The 15,850-nt window shown below is 44.6% G+C and carries 13 protein-coding genes and 1 riboswitch; of the genes, 7 read left to right on the top strand and 6 right to left on the bottom strand.

The features are described 5' to 3' along the window. The first annotated feature begins 41 nt into the window (after nucleotides 1–41). The 3 genes from ACNAZ4_RS05125 to ACNAZ4_RS05115 all read left to right on the top strand — a co-directional run bounded on the left by ACNAZ4_RS05125 (nucleotide 42) and on the right by ACNAZ4_RS05115 (nucleotide 1,699). Nucleotides 42–1,049 (top strand): VanW family protein, encoded by a 1,008-nt coding sequence (locus tag ACNAZ4_RS05125; protein ID WP_415813136.1) that lies wholly within the window; start codon nucleotides 42–44, stop codon nucleotides 1,047–1,049. A 108-nt stretch (nucleotides 1,050–1,157) separates the two neighbouring features. Further along, entirely contained in the window at nucleotides 1,158–1,307 is a 150-nt protein-coding gene (locus ACNAZ4_RS05120; protein ID WP_415813134.1) for a hypothetical protein, read from the top strand. An 89-nt stretch (nucleotides 1,308–1,396) separates the two neighbouring features. Next, a complete protein-coding gene (locus ACNAZ4_RS05115) occupies nucleotides 1,397–1,699 on the top strand; it encodes a hypothetical protein (protein ID WP_415813132.1) in 303 nt (100 codons plus the stop codon). A 40-nt stretch (nucleotides 1,700–1,739) separates the two neighbouring features. Here the strand turns inward: ACNAZ4_RS05115 and ACNAZ4_RS05110 are convergent, their stop codons facing one another. The 6 genes from ACNAZ4_RS05110 to ACNAZ4_RS05085 form a co-directional block, all read right to left on the bottom strand. Beyond that, nucleotides 1,740–1,958, bottom strand: a complete 219-nt coding sequence (locus ACNAZ4_RS05110) for a hypothetical protein (protein ID WP_415813131.1) — start codon at nucleotides 1,956–1,958, stop codon at nucleotides 1,740–1,742. Nucleotides 1,959–2,094: 136 nt separating this feature from the next. Further along, entirely contained in the window at nucleotides 2,095–5,547 is a 3,453-nt protein-coding gene (metH, locus tag ACNAZ4_RS05105; RefSeq protein ID WP_415813130.1) for a methionine synthase, read from the bottom strand. Continuing rightward, entirely contained in the window at nucleotides 5,528–7,390 is a 1,863-nt protein-coding gene (locus ACNAZ4_RS05100; RefSeq protein WP_415813129.1) for a bifunctional homocysteine S-methyltransferase/methylenetetrahydrofolate reductase, read from the bottom strand. Before ACNAZ4_RS05100 ends, metH begins: the two co-directional genes overlap by 20 nt. Next, nucleotides 7,390–8,571, bottom strand: a complete 1,182-nt coding sequence (gene metC / locus ACNAZ4_RS05095) for a cystathionine beta-lyase (RefSeq protein ID WP_415813128.1) — start codon at nucleotides 8,569–8,571, stop codon at nucleotides 7,390–7,392. The genes ACNAZ4_RS05100 and metC overlap by 1 nt, the downstream gene beginning before the upstream one ends. Next, nucleotides 8,568–9,683, bottom strand: a complete 1,116-nt coding sequence (locus ACNAZ4_RS05090; protein WP_415813127.1) for a methionine biosynthesis PLP-dependent protein — start codon at nucleotides 9,681–9,683, stop codon at nucleotides 8,568–8,570. Before ACNAZ4_RS05090 ends, metC begins: the two co-directional genes overlap by 4 nt. A gap of 135 nt (nucleotides 9,684–9,818) precedes the next feature. Then, a riboswitch (SAM riboswitch) is annotated at nucleotides 9,819–9,930 on the bottom strand. 172 nt (nucleotides 9,931–10,102) lie between these two features. Continuing rightward, on the bottom strand, nucleotides 10,103–11,689 hold the full coding sequence (locus ACNAZ4_RS05085; RefSeq protein WP_415813512.1) for a M4 family metallopeptidase: 1,587 nt from the start codon (nucleotides 11,687–11,689) through the stop codon (nucleotides 10,103–10,105). Nucleotides 11,690–12,006: 317 nt separating this feature from the next. Between ACNAZ4_RS05085 and ACNAZ4_RS05080 the strand changes: the two genes are divergently transcribed. From ACNAZ4_RS05080 to ACNAZ4_RS05065, 4 genes are all read left to right on the top strand, one after another. Then, nucleotides 12,007–13,749: a carbon starvation CstA family protein gene (locus ACNAZ4_RS05080; RefSeq protein ID WP_415813126.1), complete on the top strand. Its 1,743-nt coding sequence runs from the start codon at nucleotides 12,007–12,009 to the stop codon at nucleotides 13,747–13,749. A 56-nt stretch (nucleotides 13,750–13,805) separates the two neighbouring features. After that, nucleotides 13,806–14,069, top strand: a complete 264-nt coding sequence (locus ACNAZ4_RS05075) for a cory-CC-star protein (protein ID WP_415813125.1) — start codon at nucleotides 13,806–13,808, stop codon at nucleotides 14,067–14,069. A gap of 11 nt (nucleotides 14,070–14,080) precedes the next feature. After that, a complete protein-coding gene (locus ACNAZ4_RS05070; RefSeq protein ID WP_415813124.1) occupies nucleotides 14,081–15,043 on the top strand; it encodes an ArsA family ATPase in 963 nt (320 codons plus the stop codon). A gap of 81 nt (nucleotides 15,044–15,124) precedes the next feature. Then, on the top strand, nucleotides 15,125–15,802 hold the full coding sequence (locus ACNAZ4_RS05065) for a hypothetical protein (RefSeq protein ID WP_415813123.1): 678 nt from the start codon (nucleotides 15,125–15,127) through the stop codon (nucleotides 15,800–15,802). The last annotated feature ends 48 nt before the right edge of the window (nucleotides 15,803–15,850 follow it).

Below are 15,850 nucleotides of genomic sequence, written 5' to 3'. Positions count from 1 at the left end.
GAATGCTGTAAAAATTATATATAGAAATGATGGGGGAAAGTATGGGGCGATTTTTTAAGGGTGTATGGATCTTGATTTTTGTGGGATGCATTGGTGTTTCTGGCTGTGCTCAACAGACATCGACAAAGGATGAAACGGAAACGAAGGTGGTTGAACCAACCGAGGATAAAATTACCAAGGAAGAAGAGGAAAAAGAAGTACAGGAGCCAGAAGTGGTCGAGCCAATTGTGGTGGATATCCTTGAACCTACAACACAAGAAGTTGTCCGGTCATTGACACCAATCGAATTAGGCTATGGCACAGAAGATGCGAAATACAAAGCCGAACTGGAGAAGTGGGCCCGTGAACTGGCACGCGGCTCAGAAACGACACCGGGTCTTGACAGTCGCATGATTCCGGATAAGCTCGGTCCAGACGGCCAAGTGATAAAAGGAAGCCCACTTATCATTTTGGAGGAAACAGAATTGGTAGACAGCATCATCAAGGCTTCCGAAAAAGGCGGGACAGTTGAGCTGCCGCTTTACGTAACTGCCAGCAGCTATGAACTAAATGATGCAGCCAGACTCGACGAAGTGGTTGTAGGTAAATATACGACGTATTTTAATGCGGGAGTTGCCGGCAGAACAAAGAACATCGAGTTGTCAGCCGAGGCCATTAACAATGTCATTCTGGGAGTAGGAGATGTCTTTTCCTTCAACACGACAGTCGGTCCAAGTGATGAAGCCCATGGTTACCAGCCTGCTGAGGAGATTGTGAACAAAAAGCTGGTCATGGGTATTGGAGGAGGAATCTGCCAGACTTCTTCAACCCTATTCAATGCGATCGATGTTCTGGGTGTTGGATATGTGGAAAAACATCATCATTCGCTTTCAGTCGGGTACGTGCCAAAAGGAAGGGACGCCACCGTTTCATACGGAGGCAAGGATTTCAGGTTTGAAAATACAACAGGCGTGCCTTTATTGCTCAAAGCCATTGTAAGTAAGGGAAGCCTCACTGTGGAAGTGAGGACTTCAAAAGACTATCAGGCCCAAATAAAAAAGGGAATCTAAGGACTTAAAAAAAATCCGTCATAAGGCGTAGAAAGAATCAATCCAATGGGGAATGTTTCCATTATTGCCTTCCTTTATTCTTAAATTAAGAACAGGGAGGCGATTCAAATGGAAATGAATTATCTTGCACTAGAATATATATGGAATTCAAAACAGGAAGAACTCAAAAGGAAATCTCACTTTAGAGAAACTTATCAGCTATATCCGCAGAAGAAAAAATTTGGCTGGCTGAGTGCATTAAGGAGGGAAAATAAATAAAAATAATTAAATACCTTATTTTTACGTCAGGTTTTGTGATTTTACAGATCGTGATTGGGAAGTTCCAGCAATTTTTTGAGACTGTCGGAATGGAAACATATAGACTCTATCCCTGGAGCTTCCTGTCTGTATTATTGTATTTTCCATTAGGTGTTTATCTTGGGATTCCGGGACTGCTAAAAGAAACAAGGGGTAACGGTAAATGGAAAATAAATTGGCTGAAAATTTTCTTGATCTCTATCCCGTTTATCTATATTTCTTTCTTCTGGTTCATTCCTTTCACTTATCCAATCCCGGATTTTTTGGTAGACACCCATTTAACATTTAAGTTGGCAATGATTGGGGCAGGTTTTACCTTCATGAATAGTATTAAAAAAGAAAACAGCGGATGAGAACATTCGCTGTTTTTCCATTTATATTCATTTTTAGATTTCATGAGGTACGTTTCTTTTCGTTCACATTAACCAACAATCCGCGCTTGATCCAATAATCCAGATGGTCAACAGGAAAGACACTTCGATTTTCAGCATTGTTCATTTGGATGATCACACTGCTCTCAGAAACCTCCAAAACCTTTAACCGATCAGAGTTGTACATATTCGGCATAAAACCATTCCTGATTTCAAACTCCATATTATGTTTATATTCCATAAAAAAGCCTCCAGAATTTCTTTATGGATATAATATTTGCCAGAAACAGATGAATTATCCATTTTTCGTTTCAAGGTTAATGTTGAACCTCTTCAACAAAAAAGCAAGAGGGAGGAAACCCCTCTTGCAACTGCTGCTAATTCTTCAACACATTGAAATACCTTGCTTCTGGATGTGAAAATACAATCGCTGTGACGGATGCTTCGGGTTCCATCATGCAGCCTTCGGTCAATTGTATGCCGATATCTTCTGGCTCGAGCAGCTTGAACAATTTTTTCTGATCTTCCAAATCTGGACAGGCAGGGTAGCCAAAGGAAAAACGCTGGCCCTGATATTTGGCCGCGAATCGGTCCTTCATTGTCATATCGGGTGTATCTGGGAAGCCCCAACGGTCGCGGATTTGTCGATGAATCAACTCAGCAAAGCCTTCGGCGGTTTCAAGGGCCAGAGCTTGGAGGGCATGGCTTTCCAGGAAGTTCCCTTTATGTTTCAGCTCTTCTGCTGCCTGTCGAATTCCAGCTCCTGCCGTTACTGCAAACATTCCGACATAATCTTTTTCACCATCTGTTACAGGCCTTACGAAATCCGCCAGGCAAAGACCTGGAGAGACTTCTTGCCGCGGGAACTCAAAGGTTTCAATCATTTGGTCCTGCTGCTGAGGGTCGAAAATATAGAGTTTATCCCCTTCGGACTGAGCAGGGAAGAACTGATAAACTGCTGCCGGTTTGATCCAACCATTTGTTTTTGCCTCTTTTATCAACGATTGGACAACCTCTTGCAGCTTGACTGCCTTTTTATTCGATTCAGCAAGCAACTTTGCCACTTTTCCTTTTAAACCCAGATGATGTCCCAACAGCATTTGTTGATTGATATAGGGCTCAATATGGGAAAGGGAGTAGGATTTAACGAGATGCCTATTCAAATCCTGCGGTATAAATACCGGTGCCTTTTCAATTACTTTCGGACGTTCAAGTACCACGGTAGCAGATTTCCTGCCAGGTACTATGATTTCTTGCTTGTTCAATGCAGCTTCTTGCTTTTCTTTTTGTTCTTGCAAAAACTGTTCATAGCCGTCTGGTTCTCGTAGTCGATTGGCGAGGGACAGGCCGTTCATCGCATCTTTTGCATATAATACAAGTCCGTCATATTGCTGCGCGATTTTTGTATCAGTAAACTTCCTTGATAAGGCAGCGCCTCCTACCATTATCGGAAGATCGATGCCTGCTTGTTTCATATCCTGTGCGGTGAGCACCATCTGCTGCGCAGATTTCACAAGCAGACCCGAAAGACCGACGATGTCTGGCTTTTCTTTTTTGATTGCCTCAATGAGAGCAGTCGGGGCAACCTTGATTCCGAGATCGACGACATCATAGCCATTGTTGCTGAGAATGATATCGACAAGGTTTTTCCCAATATCATGGACATCGCCTTTTACCGTAGCAAGAAGCACTTTCCCTTTAGCAGCGGTTGTATCATTTTTTTCCATATGCGGCTCCAGGTGAGACACAGCTGCCTTCATGACCTCTGCGCTTTGGAGAACTTCAGCCACGATCAGTTGATTATCATTGAACAGTCTGCCAACTTCTTTCATGCCGTCCATCAATGGACCGTTGATGATATCCAGCGGGGCAGGGTATGTTTCAAGTGCAATATCCAGGTCAGGCAGAAGGCCCTCTTTCGTGCCTTCGACCACATAGTAGGCCAGTCTTTCTTCAAGTGTCATATCAGGCAGGGTGCTTTTAGCTTCCTTCTTTTTATCCCGGTAAAAATCAGTAAAGTCAGCAAGTGTTTGATCTGTAGTATGGAACAATAAATCTTCAGCCATTTTTACTTCTTCTGGACTAATTGAAGCAAAACGCTCGAGCTTTTCCGTATTAACAATCGCATAATCCAGGCCAGCCTGGGTGCAGTGATAAAGAAAGACAGAGTTCAAGACTTCACGGCCCACTGGGGGAAGACCAAATGAAACATTGCTGATTCCGAGAATTGTTTGGGTCTCCGGAAACGTCTCCTTGATCATCCTGATGCCGTCGACAGTCGCTTTGGCTGAACCGATATATTGTACATCCCCGGTACCGACTGGGAAGACAAGCGGATCAAAGATCAAATCCTGCGCAGGAACCTTATATTTATTGACAAGCAGGTCATATGAACGTTTGGCAATCGCCAATTTTCTTTCAGCGGAAACACCCATACCTTCTTCTTCAATCGTGCCGACCACCACTGCTGCACCATATTTATGGATCAGTTCAGCAACTGCTTCAAAGCGCTCCTCGCCATCTTCCAGATTGATGGAATTGATGATTGCCTTCCCCTGAGAATAGCTTAGAGCCTTTTCAATGACTGCATCATCAGTCGAATCAATTACCAGCGGAACCTTCACCTTTTTAACAACTTCCTTAATGAACTGTTCCATATCTTGCAGTTCATCCCTGTCAGGGTCCGCAAGGCAAATGTCGATGACATGGGCTCCGTTTTTAACCTGAGCTCTTGCAATTTCGGCTGCTTCTTCTATTTTCCCCTCGGAAATCAAGCGTTTGAATTTCCGCGAACCAATAACATTCGTCCGTTCACCAACCATGATTGGTCTCAATGTTGGATCATCATAGATGAAGGGTTCTATTCCAGAAACCATATGCAGCTGGTTTACTTCTGTTTGCCTTGGCGCTCGTGCTTTCATTTTTTCAGATATCGCTTTTATATGTGCCGGAGTGGTGCCGCAGCAGCCACCGACGATATTCAGCCAGCCTTGTGTGGCAAAATCGGACAGTTTCTGTGCAAGAGTATCTGGCGTTTCATGATATTGGCCTTCTTCATCAGGCAGGCCTGCATTTGGATAGCAGCTTACTGCGGACTGGGAGAGGGAGGACAGAGATCGAAGGTGCTCTTGCATGAATTCAGGGCCCGTCGCGCAGTTCAGCCCTATGGCAATTGGATTCATATGCTGGACCGAAATATAGAATGCTTCAATCGATTGGCCAGCTAGAGTCGTACCCATTGGTTCGATTGTGGCAGAAATCATGATTGGTAGTTCTTTGCCGCTTTGTTCGAAAGCCCGTTTGATTCCGCTGTAGGCTGCTTTGACGTTAAGCAGGTCCTGGCTGGTCTCAAGAAGCAGCATGTCCACCTTGCCATCGATCAACCCGAGGGCCTGTTCTTCGTATGATTTTGCCATTTCCTCGAAAGTGGAACCACCAGTAACGCTCAACGTCTTCGTCGTCGGTCCCATTGAACCAGCGACGAATCTGGGCTGGAAAGGAGTAGAAGCCTCATCTGCGGCAACCCTGGCAATCAGTGCGGCTTTCTTGTTGATTTCATAAGCTTTATGGCCTAAACCGTATTCGTCGAGGACCAGACTGGTGGCTCCAAATGTATTGGTTTCTACGATATCTGCGCCAGCAGCGAAATATTCCCGATGTATATGATCAATCACTTCGGGTGCAGTAAGATTCAGGATTTCATTACAGCCTTCGAATTCTTCACCGCCAAAATCATCTGCGGTAAGATAGGCCTGCTGGAGCATTGTTCCCATTGCACCATCCATGATGAGGATTTTTTGTTTCATCTGCTCAGTTAACAAGGTTGACATTTTGTTTCCTCCTCTTTAGAAGGCTGCTGTATTCATTGGCATATCCAGATAATTCGACACTCATTTCATAGTTCATGAAAGGGGTGATCAAATAGATCCCGTTAAATAGTTCAGCTGCAGCCTCAATCAAACCCTTCGTGATGGCAATGCCTTCTTTCTTGGATTGAAGGGGTTCGTTATTGAATTTCGCCATCGTTTCGAGTATTTCCTGTGAAATCTTGATGCCAGGAACTTCATTATGGAGAAATTCTGCATTCCTGCTGCTCGTAAGCGGCATCAGTCCAATATAGACAGGTGTATCCAGATGCTTTGTAGAATCATGGACCTCCAGAAGCATTTTTTCTGAGTAGACCGGCTGGGTTATGAAATAATCCGCACCGGCCCTGATTTTCTTTTCCATCCTCACGACAGCCTTATCAATAGATCGGACATTTGGATTAAAGGCAGCGCCGATGGAAAAGGCGCCTTTTTGTCCTAAATCTTTGCCAGAGTAGGAAAGTCCTGAATTGAACTGTTTGATCATCTCAATCAATTCAAAGGAAGAAACATCAAATACAGAAGAGGCTCCGGGAAAATCCCCTACACGGGCCGGGTCTCCGGTAACCGCCAGGACATCATGAAGGCCAAGGGTGTGAAGCCCCATTAAATGCGACTGCAGCCCAATAATGTTCCGGTCCCGGCAAGTAAGGTGCACAAGCGGCCGCATTCCGATTTTTTCTTTTACCAAATGGCCGATGGCGGCATTTGAAATTCTTGGTGAAGCAAGAGAATTATCTGCCAGTGTCAGGGCATCGATTCCTGTTTCTTTTAAAGCCTTCGCACCTTCAAAAAAACGAGTCGTATCAAGTTTCCGCGGAGAGTCCAGCTCGACAATCACAGAAGGTCGTTCTTTTACTAATTCATGCAGGGGAGCTTCTGGCCGTTTAACATCGACTGGAGCGACCAAAACCATGGATTTTTTTACCGTTGTTTTCTTATCCATTACTGGCTTCGAACCTTTTAGCTCATCAGCTAATGCTGCAATATGTTCCGGAGTGGTTCCGCAACAGCCGCCAATAAGCCTGACCCCCTGGTCACGGAAGCTGCGGGCCGATTTCCTGAAATATTCCGGGTCGCCCTCATAATGGAATTTTCCATCGGTGTAGGCTGGCAAGCCTGCATTGGGATAAGCAGATAGGAACGCTTTTGCCGGAAGCTCAACCTGTTCGAGACTTGAAATCATATGGTGGGGACCTAATCTGCAATTAAGTCCGACAATGTCAGCGCCAAGCTCCTCCAGTCTATTGAAAACTTCCTGAAGAGGAGTCTGGTCCTGCATGATGCCAATTTCCTGGAGCGATACCTGGGCAATGATCGGCAAATCTGTTTCCTTTCTGGCAATTTCAAGTACTGTCTCGATTTCTTCCATATCGTAAAAGGTTTCGAGCAACAGTCCGTCCACGCCTTCAAGAAGCAGGCAATAAAGCTGCTCCCTGAAGCTTCGCCTGATCTCTTCGATGGGGATGGCTGACGGTCTGATTCCGCGATTGCCGCCCATCGTACCAAGGACATTTGCTTCGCTGCCTGCAGCCTGGCGGGCGAGCCGGACTGCTGCGCTGTTGATTTCCTTTACCTGGTCTTCAAGACCATATCTTTCAAGTTTAATATAATTAGCAGCATACGTATTCGTCTGGATCAAATCGGCTCCAGCATTCATATATGCTTTATGGATTTTAACAATCGCTTCCGGCTGAGAGAGATTCAACTCTTCAAAACAGGTACCGGCTCCATAGGAATGGAGGAGCGTACCAATCGCTCCATCGGCTATTAAAATTTCATTTTCCATACGTTTCAGGAAATTCATTATAATCCCTCCCTGCTTGCAGCTGCCGTTTCGATCCCATACAAGGCCTGCTGAAAGTCTGAGATTAAGTCATCGGCGTTTTCAAGTCCTACCGAAAGACGGAGAAGACCATCACCGATTCCTCTCAGCTTGCGCTCTTCCGGCGGCATCGCAGCGTGTGACATTTTTGCGGGATAGGAGAGGATGGACTCTACCGCCCCGAGGCTGACTGCAAAGACTGGTAGTTTAACAGAATCAACAAATCCAGGAAGGAGAGCTTCATTTGCAAACTCAAAAGAAAGGACAGCCCCGGGACCAGCCGCTTGCTGAGCATGAAGGTAAGACTGAGGATGACTTTCCAGTCCTGGGTAAAAGACATTTTTTATTAAAGGCTGGTCTTTCAGAAAATCAGCAATCCTTCTTGCATTATCCTGTGATTGGTTCATTCTGACAGATAATGTCTTAATCCCTCTCATCACAAGCCAGGCATCCTGCACTCCAAGAACTGCCCCGAAGGAGTTCTGAAGTGCATATAGCCTGTTTGCCAATTGTTCATCCTTTACAACAGCCAGGCCAGCAACTGTATCACTGTGGCCGGACAGAAACTTTGTGGCGCTGTGAAGCACAATATCAGCTCCCAGTTCCAGCGGCCGCTGGAGGTAGGGGGTCATGAAGGTATTGTCCACAAAAGTATAGGCACCATGCTTTTTTGCAATTGAACTAAGGGCCTTGATATCCGTAATTTTTAACAAAGGATTGGAAGGTGTCTCTGCATACAGCAAAGCAGTGTTAGGGCAGATTGCCTGTTCCACGGCATCCAGGTCTGTCATGTCCACAAACGTGTGTTCAATCCCGAATCGGTTCAGCACCTGTGTCACCATCCTGTATGTACCGCCGTAAACATCCTCGGTGATTACCACATGATCTCCCTGCGAAAGCAGCATAAATGCAGTTGAAATCGCAGCCATACCAGATGAAAATGCAAATCCCCTGAGACCGCCCTCCAGTTCAGCGATTATATCCTCAAGCGCCTCCCTGGTAGGGTTCAGGCTGCGGCTGTAATCGTATTTTCCGAAATGATCGATTGAAGACTGATGAAAGGTAGAAGCATGCTGGATCGGGACACTCACTCCGCCAGTTGCAGGATCCACCTTATATTTGTTATGGAGAAGCTTGGTTTCGAAGGTATATGGATGGCTCATTTACCTCCAGCCTCCTCATATGCCTTTTTAAAAGCGGCTTCCAAATCCTCTATCAAATCTTCACAATCCTCAATTCCCACAGAGAATCGCAGCAGCCTGTCACAAACGCCGGTTTTTTCACGGACTTCAGCCGGAATATCAGCATGTGTCTGAGTAGCCGGGTAGGTGATGAAGCTCTCAATGCCTCCAAGGCTTTCTGCAAAAGTGATCGTGGAAAGGCTTTTCAAAAATGGATTTACGGTAGCAGGTGACTGGACTCGAAAAGAAATCATTCCGCCTCTGCCAGGATAAAGGACATCCTTTACAGCACCGTGATTCTCCAAGAATGCAACCAGCTTCCTGGCATTACGCTCATGACGCTCCATCCTTAATGACAATGTTTTCATGCCGCGGAGCAGAAGCCAGGAATCGAATGGACTCAACACCGCTCCGCCACCGTTGTGGTGGAGGAAGAGGGAATCACAGATTTTTTCTCCTCTGGCAACGATCAGTCCTGCGAGCACATCATTATGGCCGCCAAGATACTTCGTCGCACTATGGATCACAATATCCGCGCCTAGTGTCAATGGCTTTTGAAGAAGGGGAGTGTAGAAGGTATTATCCACGATCAGCAATATCCCGTTGTCTTTGGCAATTTTCGCAATCGCCTGGATATCGGCCTGTTCCATCAACGGGTTTGTCGGTGTTTCCACGAACAGTGCCTTCGTATTATGATTGATGGCTGCTTTGATTTCATTTAAATCGGACATGTCAGCGTATGTACTATTTAATCCCCACTTTTTGAATCCCTGCTCAAGAAGCCTGTATGTGCCACCATACAAATCTTTAGAGACAATCCATTCATCGCCAGACTGGAATAATGAGAGAACAGTCCAGATGGCCGCCATCCCTGAGCTGCAGGCATATCCGCGATCGCCTTCTTCAAGGTCCGCAATCGCTTTTTCCAATATTTCACGAGTAGGATTGCCAGTGCGGACATAGTCATAACCGCTGGACTGACCAATACCTTCATGACGGTATGCTGTCGTTAAGTAGATGGGCGGATTAACTGCACCAGTTGAAGTTTCACTCCTGTTGCCAAGCTGTGCTAACTTTGTATCAATTTTAACCAATATTCTCACTCCTAATGATTGATCGGCAGGAGGCAATTTTTGAATGGGAATTTTCGCTATTAAATTCATAGCGGAAAATTAAACAAAAAACAAAAAAGCCTTCTCAAGAAGAAGACTTTAAAAATGTCAGCCATCTTCTTATCTGCCAAGTTTTAAAAAAAACTTGCTGGAGTTAGCACCTTTTCAACAAAGTTGAAGGTTGCTGAAGCTTCATAGGGCCAGGACCCTCAGCTTCTCTGGATAAGATTACATATAATTGAATTATTAAATTTCTCTAAATATTACCGCTCTTCTATAAGATTGTCAATCATTTAATTAAAGCGGTGAAGTAATGGGGAGATAAAATCACCGCGGAATGGGAACCATATGAAAAGACTGGCTCTCTGAAACAAGAGCCAGTCTGATTAAATATGAAGCTATTAATTTACTCCCACTGCATCAAAAGCTTTATTGACAGCAGCTACCTCTGGGGAAGTTGATCCGTACAGGTCTTTAGCAGCTTGTACAGCTCCAGCACGTGCCTGGCTGAAGTTGGTTGAAGAAGTGTAATACACTGTGTTTGCACGATAGAAGATTGCACCCAATTTTTCAGTACCGACTCCTGATACTGTCACACCATAATGTGTGCCGCCCTGGCTAAGAAGGTAGGCTGCTTTGTTGATGATTCCACTGTTCGTATGGACACCGCCGTTATCAGAAGTTCCAGTATAACGCTTGGAATAGTGATCTGGATCGCCGTATTTTGTCGGGTCGCTCATGGAGCGGAGTGCATCACCGGCCTTGTTTGGTGTATAGATATCTTCACCGATTTCGAAATCAGGATTATTGTTGTCATGGAATTCAGCTAGTGTACCAAAGATATCAGAAATCGCTTCATTTAGTGCGCCTGATTCATACTGGTAAACAAGGTCGGAACTGAAATCTGTCACAGCGTGTGTCAATTCATGTGCCACAACATCAAGGCCACCTGAAAGAGGAATGAAGGTTGTGCCATCGCCGTCACCGTACACCATTTGCTGTCCGTTCCAGAATGCATTGTTGTAGCTTCGGCCATAATGGACACTTGACTTTAATGCTGCGCCTTTGTTGTCATACGAATTCCGGCCAAACTTGTTTTTATAGTAATCATAAGTCAGGCCTGCATAATAATGAGCATCGACCGCCGCACCATCATATTTTGCATTCAGGTTATTGTCAGCATCGGCCCATAGTGTACCAGGAGTTTGTTGACGGTTTTTCGCATCATAAGTGAAAACGCCATTTCCTCGGGTATTATCCTGCAGGTAATAAGAGCCATTTGAAAGAAGAGTATTCAATGATTTCTGGTCTCCGAGCACTCCCACACCAGAACCTACCGTATTGGTTCCACTTAAGGATGGATTGGTTTTGCCGGCAGTATGAATGGCATTGTACTTATTGATGATTTCACCTGTCACCGCATTGATGAAGTACTGGTAGTTACCTGGTTCAGGACTCAGGAAATTCAATGTCACATGGTAGGCATATACGGCCTGATCTTCTGCAGGATAAACAACCAATTCAGCAGATGGAGATGATTCATATTCTGGTTTGAAGCCCAAATCATTTTCAGCTGCTGTAATTGCATCTCTCTGTGATTTCTTATTTGAAGCCTTTACCAGTTTTCCTTCCAATCCCTTGCTGACTGTACCTGTGAAAACTTGTAGCACTCCTGCTTCATCGACGCGTGCAGCCTGGGTGGCTCCCCATACTGGCACTCCGTTGTATACTTGCTGTAGTCGGACTACATCTCCGCCAAGCTGATCTGCTTCCTGCGATTTGACTACGAAACTATCATTTGCATGGAGATTATATTTCCCTTTTGAATCCTTCAAATAACCAAGAACAATATCCTTTGCTGCTTTCTCGGAAGGGTTTGTAAGTTTGCCTGCAACAAATTCTGGCGCACCGTGGCTCTTCGTGAACTTCTTTGACGGAGAATCCGCTGATGGTGCAGCAAATCCCGTGGCTGCAACTAATCCGCTCATAGCTAAGCTTGCTGTTAAACCTAATGAGATGACTTTCTTCTTCAAATGAACTCCTCCTAAAATCAAATTCTAGCTAATAAAAATTAGTAGATTATCATAGTTATACTCCCATTATCTGAACATTTCAACAATAAAGTCTAAAAATGTCGAACAAGCATGTTGGGAAAATTTTCGGATGAAGATAGCGGTTTTAAATAAGGTACTTTTAAAAATAAGAGCTTTTTATAAAAAAGAAGTCAGAATTTATTGACTAATCAACTAATATATTTTTATTATTAAGTTGTAGTACCAACTCATAAAAAAGGAGGTTTAAATGAATGAATTCTTTATGGTTAGCTGTAATTGGAATGATTGTGTTTGCGATTGGCTATCGTTTCTATTCTAGGTGGGTAGCTGAAAAGATTTACCGTCTTGATCCGAACTATGTGACACCGGCACACCAGTATTCAGATGGCGTGGACTTTGTTCCGACAAAGAAAATGATCCTTTGGGGACACCATTTTACGTCTGTAGCCGGGGCTGCACCAATTGTAGGGCCGGCAATCGCAGTGTATTGGGGCTGGCTTCCTGCATTCCTGTGGGTTACTTTAGGCACGGTCTTTGCAGCAGGTGTGCACGACTTTGGAACTCTGGTCCTTTCCGTCAGGAATAAAGGGCAGTCAGTAGGAACCATCACAAACAAGCTGATTGGCAAACGTGCAAAAATCATGTTCTTATTCATTATTTTAATACTTGTATTGATGGTTAACGCTGTTTTCGCCTGGGTCATCGCCAACTTGTTTGTCAGCTTCCCGGCAAGTGTGCTATCTGTATTCCTGCAGATTCCGCTTGCAATCTGGATTGGCTACGCAGTTTACAAAAAGAAAAAAGGAATGCTCCTGCCTTCCTTGGTCGCACTTGCCGTCATGTATGGCGCCGCTATACTGGCGAGCCGTGTGCCGGCATTGCAAATTGATCTTGTGAAATATTTTGGCGGGGCGGATAACACTGTCATGTTTGGGCTGAGCGGAGTATCCATGGCTTTCCTGGTCTGGATTATCGTGCTGATGGTTTATGTTTACATCGCTTCAACTTTGCCGGTCTGGAAGCTTTTGCAGCCGCGTGATTATATCAATTCACACCAGCTGGTTGTAGGCTTATTCATCCTTTATGCAGGCCTTGTTTTCCTTCAGCCTGATGTTACTGCTCCAGCAATGAATGCAGCGGCAACGGATGTTTCCTGGTTCCCATTATTGTTCATTACGATTGCTTGCGGAGCCATCTCAGGGTTCCATGGACTCGTTTCTTCAGGAACATCTTCCAAGCAGCTGGAAAAAGAAACGGACGCCCGCTTTGTTGGTTATGCTGGTGCAGTTGGTGAAGGGATCCTTGCCTTGATCGCCATCATCGCCGTTGTCACTGTATTTGCGACAAAAGCTGATTTCACAGCTGCATACTCAAGCTTTGCTGCGGCAAGCTCAGGCGGCCTTGGCAACTTCATTAATGGTGCTGCCCAGCTCGCGACTGGAATCTGGATTCCTGCAGACATTGCCAGGACAATTGTATCTATTATTGTCGTCAGCTTTGCTGCTACCACTCTTGATACTTCAGTAAGGTTAATGCGTTACATCATTGCGGAAATTGGAAGTGAATACAATATCCAGGCTTTAACTAAGACTCACGTCGCTACGACTGTCGCGGTTGTATCCAGTGCGGCGCTCGTTTTACTGCCAAAAGGACCAAACGGATTTGGTTCAGGCGGATATTTATTGTGGCCATTGTTCGGAACGAGCAACCAGCTTCTCGCAGGAGTCAGCCTGCTTCTGATTTCCATCTGGCTGAAGCGACAGGGAAGAAACTATCTTGTCACCTTCATCCCAATGGTATTTGTCTTCTTCATGACACTTTGGGCCATGATCCAGCAGGTCGTTTTCCAGTGGTCTGGTTATGGAGGCGGAGAGCTGAATATGCTGCTTTTCGGCATAGGCGGCCTGATTTTGATTTTTGTTTTCTGGATCATCATCGAGGCAATCACAGCCTTCAGCAGGAATAATCCACCGCCAATGACTAAGGAAATGTAATGAAAAGGAGGCCGGGCGACCGGTCTCTATTGTTATTTTTGCGAGGAGGGAAAAGAATGGGGTTTTTCGAACAATTCAAACGTGCCATTCATTTGTATGATGAAATCCTGAAGCAGCCCCATAGAACAGAAATTGCCCGGGAGTTAAGGGACGAAGAGGATTTGTTCATGCTGCTTTGCTTTTCAGAAATGTTGGGACTGCCTAACCCGGCTTTTTACTATACCCTGGAACTCTACCCAGTCATCATCGAGAGATTCCATGATTGGCATCTGAGGGCGGGCATGGAGAAATCCCCGCTGGATGGAATACGCTGCTGTTAGGAGGAGATTGTATGGATTTGCTTGAGAAGAAAATTTATTTTATCGGGGGAAAAGGCGGTGTTGGCAAAAGCACAACGTCAGCAGCAATGGCGCTTTTACTTGGGAAAAAAAGAAAAAAGGTGCTGCTTGTTTCAACCGATCCCGCCCATAACACGGGGGATTTATTCCATAAAAATTTCAGCGGCGGAAAAATTGAAAGAGCCACAAACAATCTGGATGTACTCGAGATTGACTCAGAACAGGAATCCAGAAATTATATAAATGGAGTAAAAGGGAATCTGAAAGGGCTGGTCAAAGCGACCATGCTCGACGAGGTAAACAGACAGATTGATATGGCAGCCGCTTCCCCGGGAGCAGAGGAAGCAGCATTATTTGATAAAATCACTTCGCTGATACTAGAGGAAATTGCAAATTATGATGCAATCGTATTCGATACAGCGCCAACAGGTCATACAATCAGGCTCTTAACTCTCCCTGAATTGATGGGTGTCTGGATGGACGGGCTTTTGGAGCGGAGAAAAAAAGTGAATGAGAATTACGCACAGTGGATGAATGACGGCGAAATCACTGAGGATCCTTTATATGACAAGTTAAATGAACGAAAAACACGTTTTAAGCGTGTCCGGGAACTTCTGCTTGATGAATCTCGAACAGAGTATATATTCGTCCTGAATGCTGAACGGCTGCCAATACTTGAAACCGCCAAGGCAATCGACACTTTGCATCAGCATGGAATCCATGTCAATTCAATCGTTGTCAATAAAGTGATCCCCGAGGAAGCAGATGGCAAGTTCATGGAACAAAGAAGAACGAACGAAAAAGTCTACCTCGATGAAATAAATGAGAAATTCGAACATGAGAGAAAAATCTTCCTGCCGCTCCTTGAACACGATATTTCATCTTTGGCCAACCTTGAACATATTTCAGGTCTTTTAGGCGCCCAGATTGAAACTTTAGCTATTCATCATCAATAGCGTTTTCGCTTCAATGATTAGGGTTATATATCTATATGGATAAAAATTGAAACAATTGCTGAAATGAAAGGGGCTCGAAGAATGAGACGGATTTTTCCCGGTTCGATTACAACTTATAGCCAGTTCGGACATTTGAAAGTCCCTAAAAGCTTAAATAATGTTTGCCCTGTTTGCAAAGAGAAAGTGGAATTCGTTCTCAAATCGACTTATCAGAGCAGCAAACATGGATTAATGACTGAAAGTGCCTGTCCTTCTTGCAAAAAAAGTATTCCGTTTATCATCCTTACAAAAGAAAATGACACGCATCCTGATGTGTACATATATGATCCACATCGATCGACAGACGCGTTAAGCCAGATCGAACATATACCTGGAATGCCTGAAGAGTTAATCCGGGCATACAAATCCGCCGTCAGCGTCTACCTGTCGAAAGAAAATCTGGCGACTGCAGTTTTGGCTAAAAGGGTTTTGGAAAATGTATTGAAAAATTTCCTTGCAGACAAAGCGAATGGCCAACCGCTTGACAAGCAGCTCGAACTTCTGCCAGAACATATCAATTTAGTTAAGTCAGTCACTTCATTAAGTCCGCTGATGGCTTCAGATAAAGAACTTCATCGAATGCTAGAGCTTGAAGCAGAAATGGATGATGAAATGGCTGAATTAGTAATGAATCTGCTTGAAGATTTGATTCAATACCTGTTTGTATTACCGGGGAAAATAGAGATGACAAGAGAGCAAATCGAAAAGAAATTGATCTAAAATGAAACAGCTTCAGATGAGGCTGTTTTTTATTCAATCAGGATCTAT

The sequence above is a fragment of the Mesobacillus thioparans genome (genome assembly GCF_965138835.1).
GTDB classification, from domain to species: Bacteria; Bacillota; Bacilli; order Bacillales; family Cytobacillaceae; genus Mesobacillus; species Mesobacillus thioparans.
The sequence above is the reverse complement of the archived record's forward strand: the minus strand, read 5'-3'. Positions and strand labels throughout refer to the sequence as shown.

Bases quoted from the DNA above. Each gene is read 5' to 3' on its own strand.
- ACNAZ4_RS05125 (WP_415813136.1), top strand. From the start codon at position 42: ATGGGGCGATTTTTTAAGGGTGTATGGATCTTGATTTTTGTGGGATGC.
- ACNAZ4_RS05120 (WP_415813134.1), top strand. From the start codon at position 1,158: ATGGAAATGAATTATCTTGCACTAGAATATATATGGAATTCAAAACAG.
- ACNAZ4_RS05115 (WP_415813132.1), top strand. From the start codon at position 1,397: ATGGAAACATATAGACTCTATCCCTGGAGCTTCCTGTCTGTATTATTG.
- ACNAZ4_RS05110 (WP_415813131.1), bottom strand. From the start codon at position 1,958: ATGGAATATAAACATAATATGGAGTTTGAAATCAGGAATGGTTTTATG.
- metH (WP_415813130.1), bottom strand. From the start codon at position 5,547: ATGTCAACCTTGTTAACTGAGCAGATGAAACAAAAAATCCTCATCATG.
- ACNAZ4_RS05100 (WP_415813129.1), bottom strand. From the start codon at position 7,390: ATGAATTTCCTGAAACGTATGGAAAATGAAATTTTAATAGCCGATGGA.
- metC (WP_415813128.1), bottom strand. From the start codon at position 8,571: ATGAGCCATCCATATACCTTCGAAACCAAGCTTCTCCATAACAAATAT.
- ACNAZ4_RS05085 (WP_415813512.1), bottom strand. From the start codon at position 11,689: ATGAGCGGATTAGTTGCAGCCACGGGATTTGCTGCACCATCAGCGGAT.
- ACNAZ4_RS05080 (WP_415813126.1), top strand. From the start codon at position 12,007: ATGAATTCTTTATGGTTAGCTGTAATTGGAATGATTGTGTTTGCGATT.
- ACNAZ4_RS05075 (WP_415813125.1), top strand. From the start codon at position 13,806: ATGGGGTTTTTCGAACAATTCAAACGTGCCATTCATTTGTATGATGAA.
- ACNAZ4_RS05070 (WP_415813124.1), top strand. From the start codon at position 14,081: ATGGATTTGCTTGAGAAGAAAATTTATTTTATCGGGGGAAAAGGCGGT.
- ACNAZ4_RS05065 (WP_415813123.1), top strand. From the start codon at position 15,125: ATGAGACGGATTTTTCCCGGTTCGATTACAACTTATAGCCAGTTCGGA.